The sequence below is a fragment of the Geomicrobium sediminis genome (assembly GCF_016908595.1).
GTDB classification, from domain to species: Bacteria; Bacillota; Bacilli; order Bacillales; family Marinococcaceae; genus Geomicrobium_A; species Geomicrobium_A sediminis.
The window spans coordinates 56,959-74,311 of record NZ_JAFBEC010000004.1; the positions used below are offsets into that span (position 1 = coordinate 56,959).

Genomic DNA, 17,353 nt, shown 5'->3' on the forward strand with positions numbered 1-17,353 from the left:
CCCTATTTCTTCAGTTTCCTTACGACGTGTTCCTCTGGTGTGACGAACAATGTTTTTTGTTCGTCATACGTAACAAAACCAGGCTTGGCACCGCTAGGCTTTTTCACATGTCGTATTAATGTATAGTCAACTGGGACACTCCCAGATTCTCGTGCTTTCGAGAAGTAAGCTGCAAGTTGAGCGGCTTCGTGAAGTGTTTCTTCTTGGAAGTTGTCGCTTCGAATGACAACGTGGGAGCCTGGAATGTCTTTTGTGTGCAGCCACGTGTCGTTGCGATTTGAAAAACGCATCGTGAGAAATTCGTTTTGTTTATTGTTTTTGCCAACAAAAATTTCGATTCCTTCACTTGATTCATAACGCTCTGGTTTTGGCTTTTGCGGCTTGTTTTTCTTTTTGCCACGATGTTTCTGCTTCAAGTAACCTTCTTCTTCAAGTTCGTCTCGGATGTCTTGGACTTCATGTTGAGAAATGTAATCCATTTGTTGAATTAAGTTGTCAAAGTAAAGAATTTCTTCATCCGTTTGTTTTAGTTGTTCTTTTACCGCATGTTGTGCACTTTTCGCTTTGTTGTACAACTTGAAGTAATGTTGTGCGTTGTCAGCTGGACTTTTTTCAGGGTTAAGGGCAATCGTTAACGTTTGGCCTTCAGGGTCGTAATAATCAACGACTTCCACGTCACGATCTCCTAGTTTCATAAGATGCATGTGGGCGGTGAGTAACTCGCCGAGCTTTTGATTTTCTAATCCTTTTAATGAAGATTGTTCAGTTTGTTGGAGTTTCTTTTTTTTACGCTCGTTTTTTTGTCGCTGAGTTTTTAAGAAACGTTCTAAATCGTGCGCTTGCTGCTTTACGCGATCCCGTTCTGCTTTTCCACTATAGAACTGTGCGATCATTTCGTTTGTTGACGTAAACGTCGTCATCTCTCCGCCAATATGTGAGAGTGGTAGAAGGTAAAAGTACTCTTTATTTTGAGGAGATTGATGGATCGTCGGTTGAATTGTGTGCGTCTTGAGCGTTTCCATCATGTCTAAGAAAGATTTCGCAAGGGTTGAGCGATCGCCAATGCCTGCCCGCTCGACAATTTCTTTTGCTAAGAGGGGAGACATTCCTGAAAAACGACTAACGAGTTGCTTATCGATTTTGCCGCTGTTCCAATCAATTGCCCGGTAGACATCATCAGTCATTGCAGACAAAGGGTTTTGCTTTTCTTGTTGTGGAGGGCTCGTATACGTTTGACCTGGTAAAAGCGTTCGATGACGGTTTACTGCTGGAGAAATATGCTTAATCGCATCAATGATAGTACCATTCGCTGCAACTAAGACTAAGTTGCTATGCTTACCCATAATCTCAGCAATAAGTTTCTTCTCTTCACGATCGCCAATCTCATCAGTTGATTCAATGGTAAATGTTGCCACTCGTTCTAGATCCGTTTGTTCAATCCGTTTAATGAATCCACCTTCAAGATGCTTTCTTAGCATTCGGCAAAACATTGGTGGTTCTTGATGATCGCCCGCAGGACTCGTGCTTTCATGCATGCGAGCAAAGCTTGGGTGAATGGAAAGAAGTACGGTTATATTTTGACGTTGATTTCGAATCGTCATATAAATATCGGTTGCGCTCGGTTGTTTGATTTTCGTAATTCTGCCACCAACAAGTTTTTCTTGCCACTCGTTTAGGACAGAACGAAGTACAAATCCATCGTAAGACATATTTTCACCCTTTCTAACCTCAACAGTATAGCATGTTTTCCAGACTCACTGAATAGGATGGATTGAGAAGTCCAAGCTGTGGGGTGGGAAGAGATGAAATGGCATCAAATCGATCCGCTTACGGTCTATAAGAAGTTAAACACGGAAGTAACGACCGGTTTGTCGGAAAAAGAAGCAGAAGAACGACTACACATCCATGGTCAGAATAAACTACAAGAAGAAAAAGCAACTCCATGGCCGATTTTGTTCTTAGAACAGTTTAAAGATTTTATGGTTATTATTTTGCTCGTCGCAACGTTCGTATCAGGCTTACTGGGCGAATACATTGATGCCCTCGTCATCATGGGGATCGTTCTCGTCAACGCCATTCTCGGTTTTGTACAAGAGAGAAAGGCTGAACGATCGTTAAAAGCGTTAAAAGAATTATCTGCTCCAGAAATAACCGTATTTAGAGATGGAAAATGGACGAACATTGCTTCTCAATATGCCGTCCCCGGAGATATCGTACAACTAGAAAACGGAGATCGTATTAGTGCAGATATCCGCTTAATCGAGACGATGAGACTTGCTATTGAAGAATCATCGTTAACGGGTGAATCTGTCGCTTCTGAAAAAAATGAGCACATTGTTTCAAACAGTGAGGCAGCTCTTGCAGACCAACACAATATGGCGTTTGCTGGCACGATGGTGACGAGAGGACGTGGGAAAGGCGTCATCGTTCATACAGGAATGAAAACGGAGATGGGGAAAATTGCGCATTTGTTGCAATCCACTGAAAGTGTCTCCACGCCGCTACAGCGTCGTCTAGAGCAGTTAGGTAAAATCCTAATTGTCGGTGCGATTTTCTTAACAATTCTAGTCGTTCTACTCGGTATTATGCAAGGGCAACCTGCATATGAAATGTTCTTAGCAGGTGTATCGCTTGCGGTAGCTGCAATTCCAGAAGGGCTACCAGCGATTGTGACTGTTGCATTAGCGCTCGGTGTACAGCGAATGATCCGTCATAAGGCGATCGTAAGACGTTTGCCAGCAGTCGAAACACTCGGTTGTGCTTCCGTCATTTGTTCAGATAAAACAGGAACGTTAACGAAAAATGATATGACAGTAACAGAACTTTGGACATTCTCACAGCATGTACAAGTTGAAGGCGAAGGGATCGAAGGCAAGTTCCTAAGTAACCAAAAGCCAACTAAGGTTCAAAAGGATAGTGCCGATTTACTCACCTATGGTCTGCTGTGTAACAATGCAGAATTGCAACTAGAGACGAGCGATCGCAAACAACATGTGAAATCTTCGGATCAATTTACCGTAAGTGGGGAACCAACAGAAGTAGCCTTAGCCGTTTCAGCAGCAAGGCACAACGTCTATCAACAGAAATTAACGAATGAGTGGATTCGACTTGATGAGATTCCTTTTGATTCAAATCGTAAACGCATGACCGTTATCGTTCGAAATCGCGAAGGACAAAAGTTTGTCATTACAAAAGGTGCACCAGACGTTTTAATCTCTCGGTGTACGAGTGTACAAGTAAGCGGTGAAGTGAAGTCTCTTTCAATGACGATGCGCTCCAAATGGGACCAAACGGTAAGTCGTATGGCAAAAAAAGCATTGCGGACGATTGCAGTAGCCGTTCGACCATTACCTGAGGGGGCGACCGTAGGAGTAGACATTGAACAAGACATGACGTTAATCGGTTTACAAGCGATGATGGACCCGCCAAGACCTGATGTGAAAGATGCCATTAAAGAATGCCGTGAAGCTGGCATTAAAACCGTTATGATTACCGGTGACCATGTGGACACAGCAAAAGCAGTTGCACAGAGTCTAGATATGCTTCCAGAACACGGCTCTGTTATGACTGGCAGCCAGCTAGATCAGTTAAACGATGGTGAACTAAAAAAACACGTCGGCAAAACGTACGTATTTGCTCGTGTCACACCTGAACATAAGCTTCGTATCGTACAAGCGATGCAACAAAACGGGCACGTCGTTGCGATGACAGGTGATGGTGTAAATGATGCACCAGCATTAAAAGCGGCAGATATTGGCGTTGCGATGGGTAAGACGGGAACGGACGTAGCTAAAGAGGCTGCTGCACTCGTTCTAGCGGATGACCACTTTTCAACGATCAAAGCTGCCATTGCAGAAGGTCGTACGATTTATGATAATATTCGGAAGTTTATTCGTTATATGCTTGCTTCAAACGTCGGAGAAATTTTAGTCATGTTGTTTGCACTTTTACTCGGTTTACCGTTGCCACTCGTTGCGATTCAAATTTTATGGATTAACCTCGTTACGGATGGTTTGCCAGCGATGGCACTCGGAGTTGATCGAGCGGAAAATGATGTGATGAAACGTGCGCCAAGGCATCCGAGGGAAGGAATTTTCGCGAGAGGTCTCGGAGTTAAAATTATTACACGAGGCTTTCTAATCGGGGCGGTTACCCTCATCGGCTTTGTCGTCACATTGTATGGAACTGCCGGTATTCCGGATTTAACAAAGGCGCAGACAGTAGCCTTTACAACGCTCGTCGTCGCACAGCTCATTCATGTGTTTGATTGTCGTAGCGAATACTCAGTGTTCCACAGAAATCCATTTAGTAACAAAGCACTCGTCGTTGCCGTCGTTCTTTCATTCGTCATGATGTTAGCCGTTATTTACGTACCATTCTTACAACCAATCTTCTATACAACGGCACTTAGCTTAAACGAATGGTTCCTTATTGTCGGTCTCGCAGCCATTCCAACCATTGCGTTAAGTTGGTCTGGTCTTAAAAAAGGAGAATAGCATGAAGCGTTGCTCTAAAAGGTCGGCTTAAGATCTTTTAGGGCAATTTTTTGTTACGGAAACACAAAAGTAGGTCATATGAACAGACGTCGTTTTCATAAAAAAACTATGAAAAGAACATTTAAGTTGCAGTAAAATAATTATGTAAACTAACAATATTCACATTATATGGTAAACTGATTCCGGGTGATTAACATGAACCAACTGGTAGAAGCATTGCTCTTCCCGAAAACCTCTCTAAACGAAAGACAAATAGCAAAAGCATTCAACAAGAAGACCATTCTCATTTCAGGTGCAAGCTCTGGTATTGGTAAAGAGATGGCATTCCTATTTGCTAATGCGACGTGCCACCTTCTCTTAGTAGCAAGAGACCATGAACGATTGGACGAGGTAAAACGAGTGGTTGAACAAAAACAAAACGCCACTGTATCCATTTATGCACTCGATTTACGTGATGAATTAGCGCGCGAGCATTTTTTACATACGATTAAAAAAGAGACGGACGGTATTGATGTGTTGCTATCAAATGCTGGACTGTCAATTCGACGATCGATCTATGAATCATTGGATCGGTTCCATGATGTAAAGCGAACGCTGAACATTAACTACGAAGCTCCGGTAATGATTGTTATGTCGATGTTGCCGCTACTAGAGAAACGTGGTGGCCAGATCGTGAATGTGTCTACGATCAATTGCCAATTACCTCCGATGCCTCATTTTGCCGCTTACCAAGCATCAAAAAGTGCGTTTGATACGTGGCTTCGCTCGGTCACACCAGAAGTAAAGAAGCGTGGAATGAACGTAACGAGCATCTATTTGCCGCTCGTTCGCACGCCGATGATTGCCCCTACAACACACTACGAGAAAATGCCTGCGATGTCGCCAGAACAAGCGGCAATAAAAATCATTGATGCGACGATTAAACAGAAAAAATGTTATGAGCCGTGGTGGCTTACATTTGCGAAGCTTTATAGTTCAAGAAAAGTGAATTTATAATGTGATCGAGTTGTAAAAGGAGAGTAGCATCCATTGATTCAATTATTGAAAGCATTACATAACATTCGTTTACTACATCCAAAAGCACTAGCTACGCTCTTGTACTCCTGTTTACGTCGTGGTGTTAACGTTATGGCGTTGTTAGAATTTGCAAAACGAACGTATCGACACGCTCCGATGGTTAGGAGTGATGGAGTTGTGTGGAGTTTCGAAGATTTGCACGAGAAAGTGCTCATCACTGCTCGTAAACTGAGCAACCATGAAGTTGACATAAAATCAGGAGATCGGGTGGCCCTCGTCGTGACGAACAATACGTCGTTTACGACGTTGCTATTTGCTTGTACGTCGATAGGAGCTGATGTGTTTTTGATGAACCCGTCGTTTTCGACGAAGCATCTTCATGCCTTTTGCACAGAAAATCGCATAAAAGCCGTCATTCACGACAATACATACTCATCTACGGACAACGTGGCAGCACTGACTGTCCAAGAGATTGAGCAAACAAAAGCTGCTAAAAAACGTCCTGGTAGGTCACGGATTAATCGGGTGATTATTCCTTCAGGAGGATCCACTGGAAAAGCAAAAGCGATCGCGCACAAACCTTCATTAACGAATTATTTAGCTCCGTTTCGTGCATGTATAGCGACCCTAAACATGAAGCAACATCAACACGTTTACATCGCAACGCCGATGTACCATGGCTACGGGTTTGCGGTTTTTTTACTGTGTATTGCTGCTGGGAAAGAAGTGATTGTTGATAAACGGTTTAACGCAAACCTCGTGATGAAGCGAATGACAGATCACAACGTTCATCTCTTAATTGTGACACCAACAATGCTACACGATCTTGTACAAGTCAAAGCACCAAAAAAGCTAACGATTCAGTGCATTGCTTCAGGTGGCGCACCGTTAAATGAACCACTTATTCAGCGTGCTACCGAGTTGTTTGGACCCGTTGTACATAATTTATTCGGTACGACAGAAACAGGGTTAAATTTCATCGCTACTCCAAACGATTTACGGCAGGACCCAAGAGCGTTAGGCAAACCAATTAAAGGAATGAAAGCAAGAGTTGTAGACACAAGAGGCAAGGTGGCGAACAGTCAAGAGACAGGGTCATTGCAAATTTTAACGAAGAGCGGTATGGAAAAGGCGAAACAAAGCTGGTATTCAACTGGAGATCTTGTAGTGAAAGACGAAAAAGGACGTTATTATAGCCGAGGAAGAGAAGATGAACAAATCATATCGGGAGGAATTAGCGTCTATCCAATTGAATTAGAACAACTGTTACATGAACATGAACAGGTTGAACGAGTGGCTGTTGTCGGTATCCCTGATGAGCGTTTTGGGGAGCGGCTACATGCCTTTATCGAGCCTAAAGTTAGCGCGTTAACAGAAGAAGAGTTGCGATGCTGGTTAAAAGAACAAGCGAGCCGAGAATTAATGCCAAAAAAAATAACCTTTCGTTCACAGCTTCCGTACGAACGAACTGGAAAAGTAAACAAAAAGAATTTACGTGATTGAACAAAGAAAGCGAGATTCCTGAAAATCTCGCTTTCTTAATCTCACCTTAAATGCTTTCGGCAGCCGTAACTTCAAACGTGACATGCCCGCTAGATGCATCAACAGAACCAGTAATCATAACAGGGAAGTCGTGACCGTTTTCAAACTTAAAGTCCGCCCATCCCCAACTTACCATCGCATCGTCACCTTCTGGGACGTAACTGATCGGCAATGAATGGTGATGACGTTCAATAATATCTAGTCCCGCACGTTCTACAGCATTGTAAAGGGTTGTGGACGTTTGGCAAATACCACCACCCATACCATTGGTGAACTCCCCATCAACGATTACATTGGCTTCTTGATAGCCGCGTTCTGCAGTCGCAGGTCCAACGACTTCATGGAACGAAAAGCGGTCGCCAGGACCTAGAATAGAGCGGTGGATACTTTCGGTTGATAAACGAATGTTCTCAACTCTTCCTGTTGTACTCGCATCAAAAGACGTTGAAAATGATCCAATTGTCTCATCGGAGATCGTTTGTAGATCATCGTCAGTAACGTTAGGAGACGTTACTTTGATCGGTAGTTTAATAGAATCATGATAATACGAATGATTCAATATATTCTCAACAAGAGCGTTTTCATCTAAGATCACTTGGTCTTGGCCGCCTTCGACTTGACCGTCGATGTTCTTAGGGGTTTTCATTGATTGATCATAACCGTTCTCGCCACGGGCAAGTTCTTTTGCAAAAGAGCGTAGCTCATCTTCTTGCAATTCATCTCGCGTAAATTCTACATGAAAATCTTCATCATTTTCGTCATAAACACTCACTTTATGAGTTGGAGTTTCACGTAATTCGTGAAGTGATTTTTCTCCAAAAACAGGTGCGCTTGCCATCACTTCTTCATCAGCACCGCAAGCACTACTTAGTACGAATAGTCCTACAATAGGCAATAAACGTAACGGTTTCATACGATTCCCCTCCATAAAGCTTGGTCGTAGTATAGACGTTTCAAATTGGGAAAAGTTTCACATCTTTTCTACTTATAATATACCATAAATTCCCACCTTGTAATATATGTAATAGTAAAAAACGACAACGAAAATCCGACTTCTTTTCAGCAAATTTCGCGGTTCACTTTTTAAAGACAACGGTGAACTACTTGTTGTCTAAAGCAAAAACGTATAAAATAAAATGATGGAGTGAATCGAATGGTAAATAGTATGACTGGTTTTGGACGAGCAGAACAGACATTTATAGGTGGAAAGTTACTCGTCGAAATGCGTACCGTAAATCATCGTTTTTTAGATGTTCATATGCAGTTGCCTACTTCTCTAAGACACATAGAACAAGACCTTCTAAAGCTTATAAAGTCTCGGGTAAACCGAGGGAAATTTGATCTGAAAGTTGAGATTGAAGAAAATCGAGGTCGTCTACAAAAACTCCAAGTGAATGAAACATTGTATGATGATTACATTAAAACAATGCGTAGATTTATGAAAACGGAGAATGTTGAGCAGAAGATTTCACTCGATTCAAGCTTAATTGATTTAGGGATCATTGAAGTCGTTGATGATGAGTCGACGACAAACGGTTTGGAGGAACTTGTTCTAAACACATCGAAGGACGCTCTCGTTCAGCTACTAAGCATGAGAGAAACAGAAGGAGAGTATTTGTACGGTGATGTTTATGAGCGATTGCTCGAGCTCGAACAGATGGAGCTTAAGATAAAAGGGTATGTACCTGAAGTAGAAACGATGTATCGTGAACGCTTAGAGTCAAAGCTAAGTGAGTCGTATAGATTATTAGATGAACACGATGAGCGGTTGCATCAGGAAATTGCCTTTTTACTAGATAAGAGTGATATTACAGAAGAATTAACGAGACTACATTCGCACCGATTGCAGTTTTTACAAACGCTTACTGAAAAACCCCCGATGGGTCGTAAGCTGGAGTTTATTCTTCAAGAAATGAATCGTGAAATAAATACAATTGGCTCTAAAGCCAACCATGCAGAAATCTCCAAAAGTGTCGTTTCGTTCAAAGCTGAGCTTGAAAAGTTACGCGAACAAGCGCAAAATATCGAATAAACGACGTGCAGAAAAGGAGGGTAACATAATGAACGTGAAACTCATTAATATCGGTTTTGGAAATATGGTTTCAGCAAATCGAATTATTACCATTGTAAGTCCTGAATCTGCACCGATTAAACGAATTATTCAAGAAGGTCGCGATCGTAACATGCTGATCGATGCTACATATGGAAGAAGAACGCGAGCGGTAATTATTTCAGATAGTGACCATGTTATACTGTCAGCGGTCCAACCAGAGACCGTTGCTCAACGATTGCATTCAAAAGACGAAGGCGAAGAAGAATCATAAGTGTAGGAGTGAACCGATGTTGAAAAAGGACAAAGGGTTATTAATTGTTTTATCAGGGCCTGCAGGAGTTGGGAAAGGCACAGTTTGTAACGCACTAAGAGGCGTGAATGATCGAATTTCTTACTCCGTGTCTGCAACGACCCGCTCTCCTAGAGAAGGGGAGCAAGAAGGTGTCAATTATTTCTATAAGACAAAAGAAGTTTTTGAAGAAATGATCGCAAATGATGAGCTTTTAGAATGGGCGAAGTATGTTGATAATTATTATGGAACACCACTACACTATGTAAAAGAACAGCTCCGTGAAGGACAAGACATTATTTTAGAAATTGAAGTTCAAGGTGCTGCAAAAGTAAAAGAGAAATACCCAGATGGTGTTTTTATATTCCTAGCTCCGCCAAACCTAGATGAGCTGAGAAAGCGAATTGAAGGGCGAGGGACGGAAGATTCTGATCTAATTAACCAACGCATGAATGTTGCGAAAGCTGAAATTGAAATGATGGCGCAATACGATTATGTTGTTGAAAATGACCAGGTCGACAATGCTGTAAGTAAAGTTCAAACGATCATTGATGCAGAACATCTTCGTCAAGAGCGTGTGATCGATTATTATCGTAATTTAGTAGAGGGAAGTGAATAAGATGTTATACCCATCGATTGATTCATTGTTAAAGAAGATTGATAGTAAGTATTCACTCGTTACAATTTCAGCGCAACGTGCACGTGCACTTCAAGAGCAAGAAGAAAGAAGTTCTGGAGTGAATAAGCCAGTATCAAAAAAGAATGTCGGTGTTGCACTTGAAGAAATTCAAGAAGGCTACTTAAACATCAAAGCGTAACGGTCAAAGAGGCTGTCTATTTACAGGCAGTCTTTTTTTTATTTACATAGGAGTTTGCTATAATAAATAGCAAAAAGAACAGTGCGGAAGGGTGTAGGACGTATGGACGGTAAGAAAATCGTGCTCGGTGTAACCGGAGGAGTTGCAGCTTTTAAAGCAGCCGCCCTTGCTTCAAAATTGAAACAAGCTGGAGCAAGTGTAAAGACGATCATGACAGAAAGTAGCAAAGAGTTTGTTACACCACTAACGTTTCAAGCGCTCACGAGGGACCGGGTTTATGACAATACGTTTGTAGAAGAAGATGTCTCAAAGATTGCTCATATCGACGTTGCTGATTGGGCAGAGGCGTTTGTGATCGTGCCTGCGACCGCAAATTTCATTGGGAAATATGCAAATGGAATTGCAGATGACATGTTAACGTCCACGTTGCTTGCGACAAAAGCTCCTGTATACGTTGCGCCGGCAATGAATGTGAACATGTATGACCATCCAGCCGTGATCCAAAACCTCGAAACATTGATGAATCGCGGTGTGACATTTATTGAACCGGGTGCGGGGTACTTAGCGTGTGGGTGGATTGGCAAGGGACGATTAGCCGAGCCAGAAGATATCCTGAATTTTTTACACAGCGAATTCAGTGAACGAAAAGAAAAGACGCTAAAGGGTAAAAATGTTCTCATAACCGCTGGTCCAACAAGAGAAGTCATTGACCCTGTGCGTTTTTTGAGCAATCGTTCGACAGGCAAGATGGGCTATGCAATCGCCAAAGCAGCTATTGATTTAGGAGCGAAGGTGACACTCGTTAGTGGACCTGTGCAATTGGAAGCGCCACAAGGCGTCACGCTCATTTCGGTAACGAGCGCAGAGGAGATGTATGAACAAGTGATGAAGCATTTTGATGATGCAGACCTTGTCATTAAAACCGCTGCAGTTTCTGATTATCGACCAACAAAGGTAGAAGCGCATAAAGTGAAGAAACAAGCAGGTAACCTGACGATTGAAATGGAGCGGACGAAAGACATTCTTCGGACACTCGGAGAAAATAAACATCATCAAGTGCTCGTAGGTTTTGCGGCAGAAACGCAAGATGTAGAAACGTACGCAAAAGAAAAGCTTGAAAGAAAACGGCTGGACTTAATTGTAGCGAATGATGTTTCGGACCGCTCAATTGGTTTTGAAAGTGATGAAAACCGTGTGTTATTGATTGATCGCGAAGGCGGCGTAAAGCGAGTTGATCAACAGAAGAAAGAAACGTTAGCATATACGATTTTAGAAAACGCATCGAAGCTTTTACGTGAGGAGAATCACCGTGTACGCGAAAGTCATCGTTGATGTCGCTGCGGGAGGTGTCGATCGACCGTTCGACTATCGTTTAAAAGATGCTCATCTTGGCGTAGCAGCACCTGGAATGCGTGTGCTCGTCCCGTTCGGGAAGCGTAAACTAACAGGAATTATCGTTGAATTATCCGATACGGCATCCGTGAAAAACGTCAAGTCTATTAGTGAACTGTTAGACGTCACCCCAGTTCTTAGTCCAGAACTTCTAGATTTAGGGAGCTGGCTTGCTAAAGAAACGACGTGTTTCCAAATCACAGCACTGTTTGCGATGATTCCAGCGGCGATGAGAGCGAAAGCACAGAAATTTCTCGTTTTAAACGAGGAAGCAAATCACGTTGACGTTTCTGTTCAAGCGTTGTTCGGCCAACGAATCAAAATTCCATTCAAAGAAATTCCAGAAGATAAAACGATTCTGAAGGCCGTTTCTAGAGGGATTCAAGAAAATGTTCTGTCAGTGTATTATGAGCTAAAAGATGGTGCGAAGCATAAAGAGCAAAAGGCAGTAACAACGTTACAAAGTGCGCAACAACCAAAAACGACGAAACAACAAGAGACGCTAGCGACGATTGAGCGAGTAGCAGATTCTGGTGCTGTACCAGTCGCCACACTCATCAATGATCATGGGCTCAGTCGCTCAACGATTCAAACGCTCATCAAAAATGAATTTCTTGAGGAGCATCAAATCGTTATTGAACGCAATCCTTATGAACGCCAAGCTGGCGATGGGCGGGAAGCAAAGCAAACACTCACCCATGATCAACAAGTTGCGTATGAATCAATTCGTGACGCAGTGGAAGAGCGATCATCGAAACCGATGCTGTTGCACGGAATTACCGGTAGCGGTAAGACGGAAGTGTATTTGCAAGCGATTGAACAAGTGCTAAAAGAAGGACGAGAAGCGATTGTGCTCGTCCCCGAGATTTCACTAACGCCACAAATGGTTGAACGGTTTAAGCGGCGATTCGGAGACCATGTTGCCGTGATGCATAGTGCGCTCTCAAGCGGAGAGCGGTATGACGAGTGGATGAAGATTCACCGTAACGAAGTGCAAGTCGTTGTTGGAGCACGGTCTGCCGTGTTTGCGCCATTTAACAACATTGGTTTGATCATTATCGATGAAGAGCATGAAAGTAGTTACAAACAAGAAGATTATCCCCGTTATCATGCTCGAGAAGTGGCCATTTATCGTAGCCAAACGCACGAGTGTCCTGTCGTTCTCGGTAGTGCAACACCTTCTATGGAAAGCTTCGCTAGAGCAAAAAAAGACGTCTATACGTTACTTTCATTGCCGAAGCGTGTAAATAAAAAGCCGCTTCCTGCCATTGAACTAATTGATATGAGAGACGAGCTTCGTGGTGGCAACCGTTCGGTCTTTTCTAGTCAGTTGCTTGATAAAGTGAAAGACCGGTTAGCGAAAGAAGAACAGATTGTCTTGTTTTTGAACCGGCGTGGGTTCTCGACGTTTGTGATGTGTAGAAGTTGTGGGTACGTTGGGGATTGCCCGCATTGTGAAATTTCCCTTACGTATCATCAACGGGGCAACCAGTTGAAGTGTCATTATTGTGGACATGAGGAGACGATGTATGAGGAGTGTCCTGCGTGTGAAAGTGAGCACATTCGCTTTTTTGGAACGGGAACGCAAAAAGTCGAAGAGGAATTGCAAAAGCTATTACCAGAAGCGCGAATCATTCGAATGGACAACGATACGACACGAAAGAAAGGTTCGCATGAAGCACTGTTAAAGCGATTTGGTAATCACGAGGCAGATATTCTACTCGGTACGCAGATGATTGCCAAAGGCTTGGATTTCCCAAAAATTACATTGGCAGGCGTCTTAACTGCGGATACGCTCTTGAACTTACCAGATTTCAGAGCACCTGAACGAACGTTTCAGTTGTTAACGCAACTCGGTGGCCGAGCAGGGCGAGACACGCGTGAAGGAGAAGTCGTCATTCAAACGTACACCCCAGAACATTATGCGATCCAGCACGCGAAGAGCCATGATTTTGAAAGTTTTTTTGCGTATGAGATGCAACAAAGGCGACAAGCAGGGTACCCGCCGTATTATTTCATCTGTTTAATTACATTTTCACACGAAGAATTGCTCACGGCGATGAAAGCTGCTGAACGAGCGACTCGTTTTCTAAAGGAGCGTTTAAGTGATCAATCGGTCATCCTAGGGCCGACTCCGTCACCAATTAGTCGGATCAATGATAGATATCGGACGCAATGCATGATAAAATACAAACGAGAACCTAATTTTTCGGAGATTCTCAGCGAACTATTTACTCATTACCAACAAGAAGTGCACAAAGATAGTCGTTTTATGGCCATTGATCGCCATCCAAACATATTCATGTAGCCCCCACAACGTTGGGGGTTTTTGCACGACAGTAAGGTTTGAAAGGATAGATAAGTATGAAAATCGTTTTTATGGGAACACCAGATTTTGCTGTACCTGTGCTTTCTATGCTCGTTGAAGAAGGTCATGATGTCATCCGTGTCGTCACTCAACCCGATCGTCCGAAGGGACGCAAAAGAGAGCTCATTAAAACGCCTGTGAAAGTTGAAGCTGAGAAACATGACATCCCCGTGTTTCAACCCGAGAAACTTCGTGATGAAGAAGCGGTAGAACAAGCCATCGAAGGAAATCCTGATTTGATTGTAACTGCTGCTTACGGTCAACTTTTGCCAGAGTCGATTTTAACAGCTCCAAAATACGGTGCGGTTAACGTTCACGCTTCACTATTGCCGGCTTATCGTGGAGGCGCTCCGATCCATCAGTCCATCATCGATGGACAAAAAGAAACTGGCGTGACAATTATGTACATGGTGAAGCGATTGGATGCAGGCGATATGCTTCTTCAAGAAGCCATCAACATTGAAGAAGACGATACAGTTGGAACGATGCACGACAAGCTAAGTGCGCTTGGTGCGAAGCTCTTAAAAGAAACGTTGCCACATCTTGAAAATGGAACGGTCCAACCAGTACAACAAGATGAAGAAAAGGTAACGTATGCACCGAACATCGCTCGTGGTGCAGAACGTATTGATTGGACGAAATCTGCCCAAGCTGTTCATAACCAAATTCGTGGTATGAATCCGTGGCCGGTTGCTTTTACGACGTGGAATGGTCAGTCGCTTAAATTATGGAAGTCTGAGCTTAGTGATAAGAACTTTGATGCGAATCCTGGAACGGTTGTGGAACGTGAACAAGATTCATTTACCGTTGTTGCGGGAGACCATCAAGGGGTAAAGTTACTTCTCGTCCAACCAGCAGGCAAAAAAGCCATGGAAGCCTCTGATTTTCTTAGAGGAAAAGGCCAATCCTTAAACGTTGGAGATGTACTCAAAGATGACAAAGAATGAAAACCCACGTTACGTGGCAGCAAAAACGCTCCAAGCAGTGTTCTTCAAAGGGGCCTATAGCCATCTAGCACTTGATGAACAACTTAAAAACCATCAATTATCGGCTGTGGATCAACGGTTTGTAACAGAGGTGGTTTATGGTACGATAAAACGATTGAATACGATTGATTATCTTTTAAATGGTGTAATGAAAAACAAAGTCCACAAAAGTGATCAACGAATTCAAGTCATTCTACGAATGGCAGTTTACCAAATGTTTTATTTGGATCGCATTCCCGAACGAGCAGCAATTCACGAAGCAGTTGAGCTTTCAAAACAATGGGGGAGAGTTGGTCTTAAAGGTTTAATCAACGGCGTTTTACGTTCGTTGTCAAGACAAGGGCTTCCTGATTTTTCTTCCATTACACCAAGTTCTAAACGAATTGCGATTGAAACCTCTCACCCCGAATGGCTCGTTAAACGTTGGATCAACGCTTACGGTGAAGAAGAAACGAGGCGTTTATGTACAACTAATAGCGAACGGGGCAAAACGACGATTCGAGTGAATCTAAGGGTTACGACTGTTGATGCTGTTCAAGCAGAGCTCTTTGAAGAAGGAATTGAAACGGTTAAGGGTGAGCTTACGAAAGAGAGCTTAATCGTCACAAAGGGCGTCGTCACAAAAAGTGCCGCGTTCAAAGAAGGGCGACTTAGCATTCAAGATGAAAGCTCCATGCTCGTGGCAAGAGCACTAAACCCAAAACCTTCGATGAAGATGTTGGATACGTGTGCGGCTCCAGGCGGTAAAACGATGCATGCTGCCGAATTAATGAACGATGAGGGTGAGATTATTGCCAATGATGTGCATGCTCATAAAAAGCGTCTCATTGAAAAAGAAGCAAACCGACTGCAACTTTCGATTGTTCATGCAACGACTGAAGACGCGGTGATACTTGCGAAAACGTACCAAGATGTGCGGTTTGATCGTATTTTAGTTGACGCACCGTGCAGTGGACTTGGCGTGCTTCGAAGTAAGCCAGACATTAAATGGAATACAGATGAAAAAGAGATTCGGAAATTGCCAGCATTACAGCTTGATATTCTAAACACTGCGTCCAAACTACTCAAAGATGACGGAGTGCTCGTATATAGCACGTGTACAATTTTGCCAGAAGAGAACGAACACGTCGTTCAAGAGTTTCTAAAGAACAATGAAGACTTTACTCTAGATGAATCATTACAAGAACGAATAAAGATACAAAGTGAAAATCAAGGATATACAACGATCTTGCCACATCAATATGGCAGTGACGGATTTTTTATTTGTGCAATGAAGAAGGGAAGTGCTCGTCATGGAAACGAGAACTAAAAAGCGAGATATTACGAAAACAGCAACAGATGGAAAACGATCAATTCTTTCATTAACGTTTGAGCAATGGGAAGAGTGGATGAAAGAGAACAAAGAACCGAAGTTTCGTGCTAAGCAAATGTATGAATGGATCTATCGAAAGCGTGTCGACTCAATTGATGACATGACGAACTTATCGATTACACTTCGTGAAAAGTTGAAAGAAGAATTTCGATTTACACGTTTAAAAGAAGTGCTTCGTCAAACGTCTGTTGACGGTACGGAGAAGTTTCTTTTTGAATTACACGATGGCTATTCAATTGAAACGGTTTTGATGCGTCATGATTACGGCAATAGCATCTGTGTTACAACACAAGTCGGTTGTCGCCTCGGTTGTACGTTTTGTGCATCAACACTTGGTGGCTTAAAGCGAAACCTAGAAGCAGGTGAAATTACAGCCCAAGTGTTAGACGTTCAACGTGCCCTTGATGCAAAAGGTGAGCGAGTCGACTCAATTGTCGTAATGGGAATTGGTGAGCCGTTTGACAACTATGAGAACTTAATGGGCTTTCTAAAAACAGTAAATCATGATGAAGGACTTAACATTGGTGCCCGTCATATTACCGTTTCAACGAGTGGAATGGTTCCTAAAATCTACAAGTTTGCTGATGAAGGAATGCAAATCAACTTTGCAATTTCTCTCCATGCGCCAAATGATGAAATCCGCGGTCGCTTAATGCCGATTAATAAAGCATTCCCTGTGAAGAAGTTAATGGAGTCAATTAAGTACTATCAAAAGACGACAAAGCGTCGTGTTACATTTGAGTACGGTCTATTTGGTGGCGTAAACGATCAAGTTGAGCATGCTGAAGAGTTAGCTGAGCTCATTAAAGACCTTAAATGTCACGTCAACCTCATTCCAGTAAATGATGTTGTTGAACGTAACTACGTACGTACAAGTCGCGAAGATATTTTTGAATTTGAACGTACGTTAAAAGAAAAAGGAGTACTCGTCACAATCCGTCGTGAACAAGGGCATGATATTGATGCTGCTTGCGGACAATTACGCGCAAAAGAACGCGCTGAAGAAACGAAGGTGTGAGT

The 17,353-nt window shown here is 42.8% G+C and carries 14 protein-coding genes; 12 read left to right on the forward strand and 2 right to left on the reverse strand.

Annotated elements, in window-relative coordinates:
• Positions 1-2: 2 nt before the first annotated feature.
• Complete coding sequence (locus JOD17_RS07845; protein ID WP_204696833.1) at positions 3-1,709, reverse strand: Rqc2 family fibronectin-binding protein; 1,707 nt, start codon at positions 1,707-1,709, stop codon at positions 3-5.
• A 93-nt stretch (positions 1,710-1,802) separates the two neighbouring features.
• On the opposite strand from JOD17_RS07845, the gene JOD17_RS07850 reads away from it, so the two are divergent.
• The 3 genes from JOD17_RS07850 to JOD17_RS07860 all read left to right on the forward strand — a co-directional run bounded on the left by JOD17_RS07850 (position 1,803) and on the right by JOD17_RS07860 (position 7,016).
• Positions 1,803-4,496, forward strand: a complete 2,694-nt coding sequence (locus JOD17_RS07850; protein ID WP_204696834.1) for a calcium-translocating P-type ATPase, SERCA-type — start codon at positions 1,803-1,805, stop codon at positions 4,494-4,496.
• 195 nt (positions 4,497-4,691) lie between these two features.
• Positions 4,692-5,492: an SDR family NAD(P)-dependent oxidoreductase gene (locus tag JOD17_RS07855; protein WP_204696835.1), complete on the forward strand. Its 801-nt coding sequence runs from the start codon at positions 4,692-4,694 to the stop codon at positions 5,490-5,492.
• A gap of 33 nt (positions 5,493-5,525) precedes the next feature.
• Positions 5,526-7,016 (forward strand): class I adenylate-forming enzyme family protein, encoded by a 1,491-nt coding sequence (locus JOD17_RS07860; RefSeq protein WP_204696836.1) that lies wholly within the window; start codon positions 5,526-5,528, stop codon positions 7,014-7,016.
• Positions 7,017-7,062: 46 nt separating this feature from the next.
• Here the strand turns inward: JOD17_RS07860 and JOD17_RS07865 are convergent, their stop codons facing one another.
• Entirely contained in the window at positions 7,063-7,968 is a 906-nt protein-coding gene (locus JOD17_RS07865; RefSeq protein ID WP_204696838.1) for a VanW family protein, read from the reverse strand.
• Positions 7,969-8,208: 240 nt separating this feature from the next.
• Between JOD17_RS07865 and JOD17_RS07870 the strand changes: the two genes are divergently transcribed.
• The 9 genes from JOD17_RS07870 to rlmN all read left to right on the forward strand — a co-directional run bounded on the left by JOD17_RS07870 (position 8,209) and on the right by rlmN (position 17,351).
• Complete coding sequence (locus JOD17_RS07870) at positions 8,209-9,087, forward strand: YicC/YloC family endoribonuclease (protein WP_204696839.1); 879 nt, start codon at positions 8,209-8,211, stop codon at positions 9,085-9,087.
• Positions 9,088-9,115: 28 nt separating this feature from the next.
• Positions 9,116-9,379, forward strand: coding sequence for an extracellular matrix/biofilm regulator RemA (gene remA, locus JOD17_RS07875; RefSeq protein WP_042360218.1), 264 nt, complete (start codon positions 9,116-9,118; stop codon positions 9,377-9,379).
• A gap of 19 nt (positions 9,380-9,398) precedes the next feature.
• Positions 9,399-10,016: a guanylate kinase gene (gene gmk, locus JOD17_RS07880; protein ID WP_081831648.1), complete on the forward strand. Its 618-nt coding sequence runs from the start codon at positions 9,399-9,401 to the stop codon at positions 10,014-10,016.
• Between the two features lies 1 nt (position 10,017).
• Positions 10,018-10,215 carry a DNA-directed RNA polymerase subunit omega gene (gene rpoZ / locus JOD17_RS07885; RefSeq protein WP_204696840.1) on the forward strand — a complete coding sequence of 66 codons (198 nt, stop codon included), beginning with the start codon at positions 10,018-10,020 and terminating at the stop codon, positions 10,213-10,215.
• Positions 10,216-10,317: 102 nt separating this feature from the next.
• On the forward strand, positions 10,318-11,547 hold the full coding sequence (gene coaBC / locus JOD17_RS07890) for a bifunctional phosphopantothenoylcysteine decarboxylase/phosphopantothenate--cysteine ligase CoaBC (RefSeq protein WP_204696841.1): 1,230 nt from the start codon (positions 10,318-10,320) through the stop codon (positions 11,545-11,547).
• Positions 11,519-13,915, forward strand: a complete 2,397-nt coding sequence (gene priA / locus JOD17_RS07895) for a primosomal protein N' (RefSeq protein ID WP_204697156.1) — start codon at positions 11,519-11,521, stop codon at positions 13,913-13,915. Before coaBC ends, priA begins: the two co-directional genes overlap by 29 nt.
• 56 nt (positions 13,916-13,971) lie before the next feature.
• On the forward strand, positions 13,972-14,922 hold the full coding sequence (gene fmt, locus JOD17_RS07900; protein ID WP_204696842.1) for a methionyl-tRNA formyltransferase: 951 nt from the start codon (positions 13,972-13,974) through the stop codon (positions 14,920-14,922).
• A complete protein-coding gene (gene rsmB / locus JOD17_RS07905; RefSeq protein ID WP_204696843.1) occupies positions 14,909-16,270 on the forward strand; it encodes a 16S rRNA (cytosine(967)-C(5))-methyltransferase RsmB in 1,362 nt (453 codons plus the stop codon). Before fmt ends, rsmB begins: the two co-directional genes overlap by 14 nt.
• Positions 16,254-17,351 carry a dual-specificity RNA methyltransferase RlmN gene (rlmN, locus tag JOD17_RS07910; protein ID WP_204696844.1) on the forward strand — a complete coding sequence of 366 codons (1,098 nt, stop codon included), beginning with the start codon at positions 16,254-16,256 and terminating at the stop codon, positions 17,349-17,351. The genes rsmB and rlmN overlap by 17 nt, the downstream gene beginning before the upstream one ends.
• Positions 17,352-17,353 lie beyond the last annotated feature (2 nt).

What these genes read in the sequence shown, in the direction of transcription:
- JOD17_RS07845 (WP_204696833.1), bottom strand. Translation starts at nt 1,709, where the DNA reads ATGTCTTACGATGGATTTGTACTTCGTTCTGTCCTAAACGAGTGGCAA.
- JOD17_RS07850 (WP_204696834.1), top strand. Translation starts at nt 1,803, where the DNA reads ATGAAATGGCATCAAATCGATCCGCTTACGGTCTATAAGAAGTTAAAC.
- JOD17_RS07855 (WP_204696835.1), top strand. Translation starts at nt 4,692, where the DNA reads ATGAACCAACTGGTAGAAGCATTGCTCTTCCCGAAAACCTCTCTAAAC.
- JOD17_RS07865 (WP_204696838.1), bottom strand. Translation starts at nt 7,968, where the DNA reads ATGAAACCGTTACGTTTATTGCCTATTGTAGGACTATTCGTACTAAGT.
- JOD17_RS07870 (WP_204696839.1), top strand. Translation starts at nt 8,209, where the DNA reads ATGGTAAATAGTATGACTGGTTTTGGACGAGCAGAACAGACATTTATA.
- remA (WP_042360218.1), top strand. Translation starts at nt 9,116, where the DNA reads ATGAACGTGAAACTCATTAATATCGGTTTTGGAAATATGGTTTCAGCA.
- rpoZ (WP_204696840.1), top strand. Translation starts at nt 10,018, where the DNA reads ATGTTATACCCATCGATTGATTCATTGTTAAAGAAGATTGATAGTAAG.
- coaBC (WP_204696841.1), top strand. Translation starts at nt 10,318, where the DNA reads ATGGACGGTAAGAAAATCGTGCTCGGTGTAACCGGAGGAGTTGCAGCT.
- fmt (WP_204696842.1), top strand. Translation starts at nt 13,972, where the DNA reads ATGAAAATCGTTTTTATGGGAACACCAGATTTTGCTGTACCTGTGCTT.
- rsmB (WP_204696843.1), top strand. Translation starts at nt 14,909, where the DNA reads ATGACAAAGAATGAAAACCCACGTTACGTGGCAGCAAAAACGCTCCAA.
- rlmN (WP_204696844.1), top strand. Translation starts at nt 16,254, where the DNA reads ATGGAAACGAGAACTAAAAAGCGAGATATTACGAAAACAGCAACAGAT.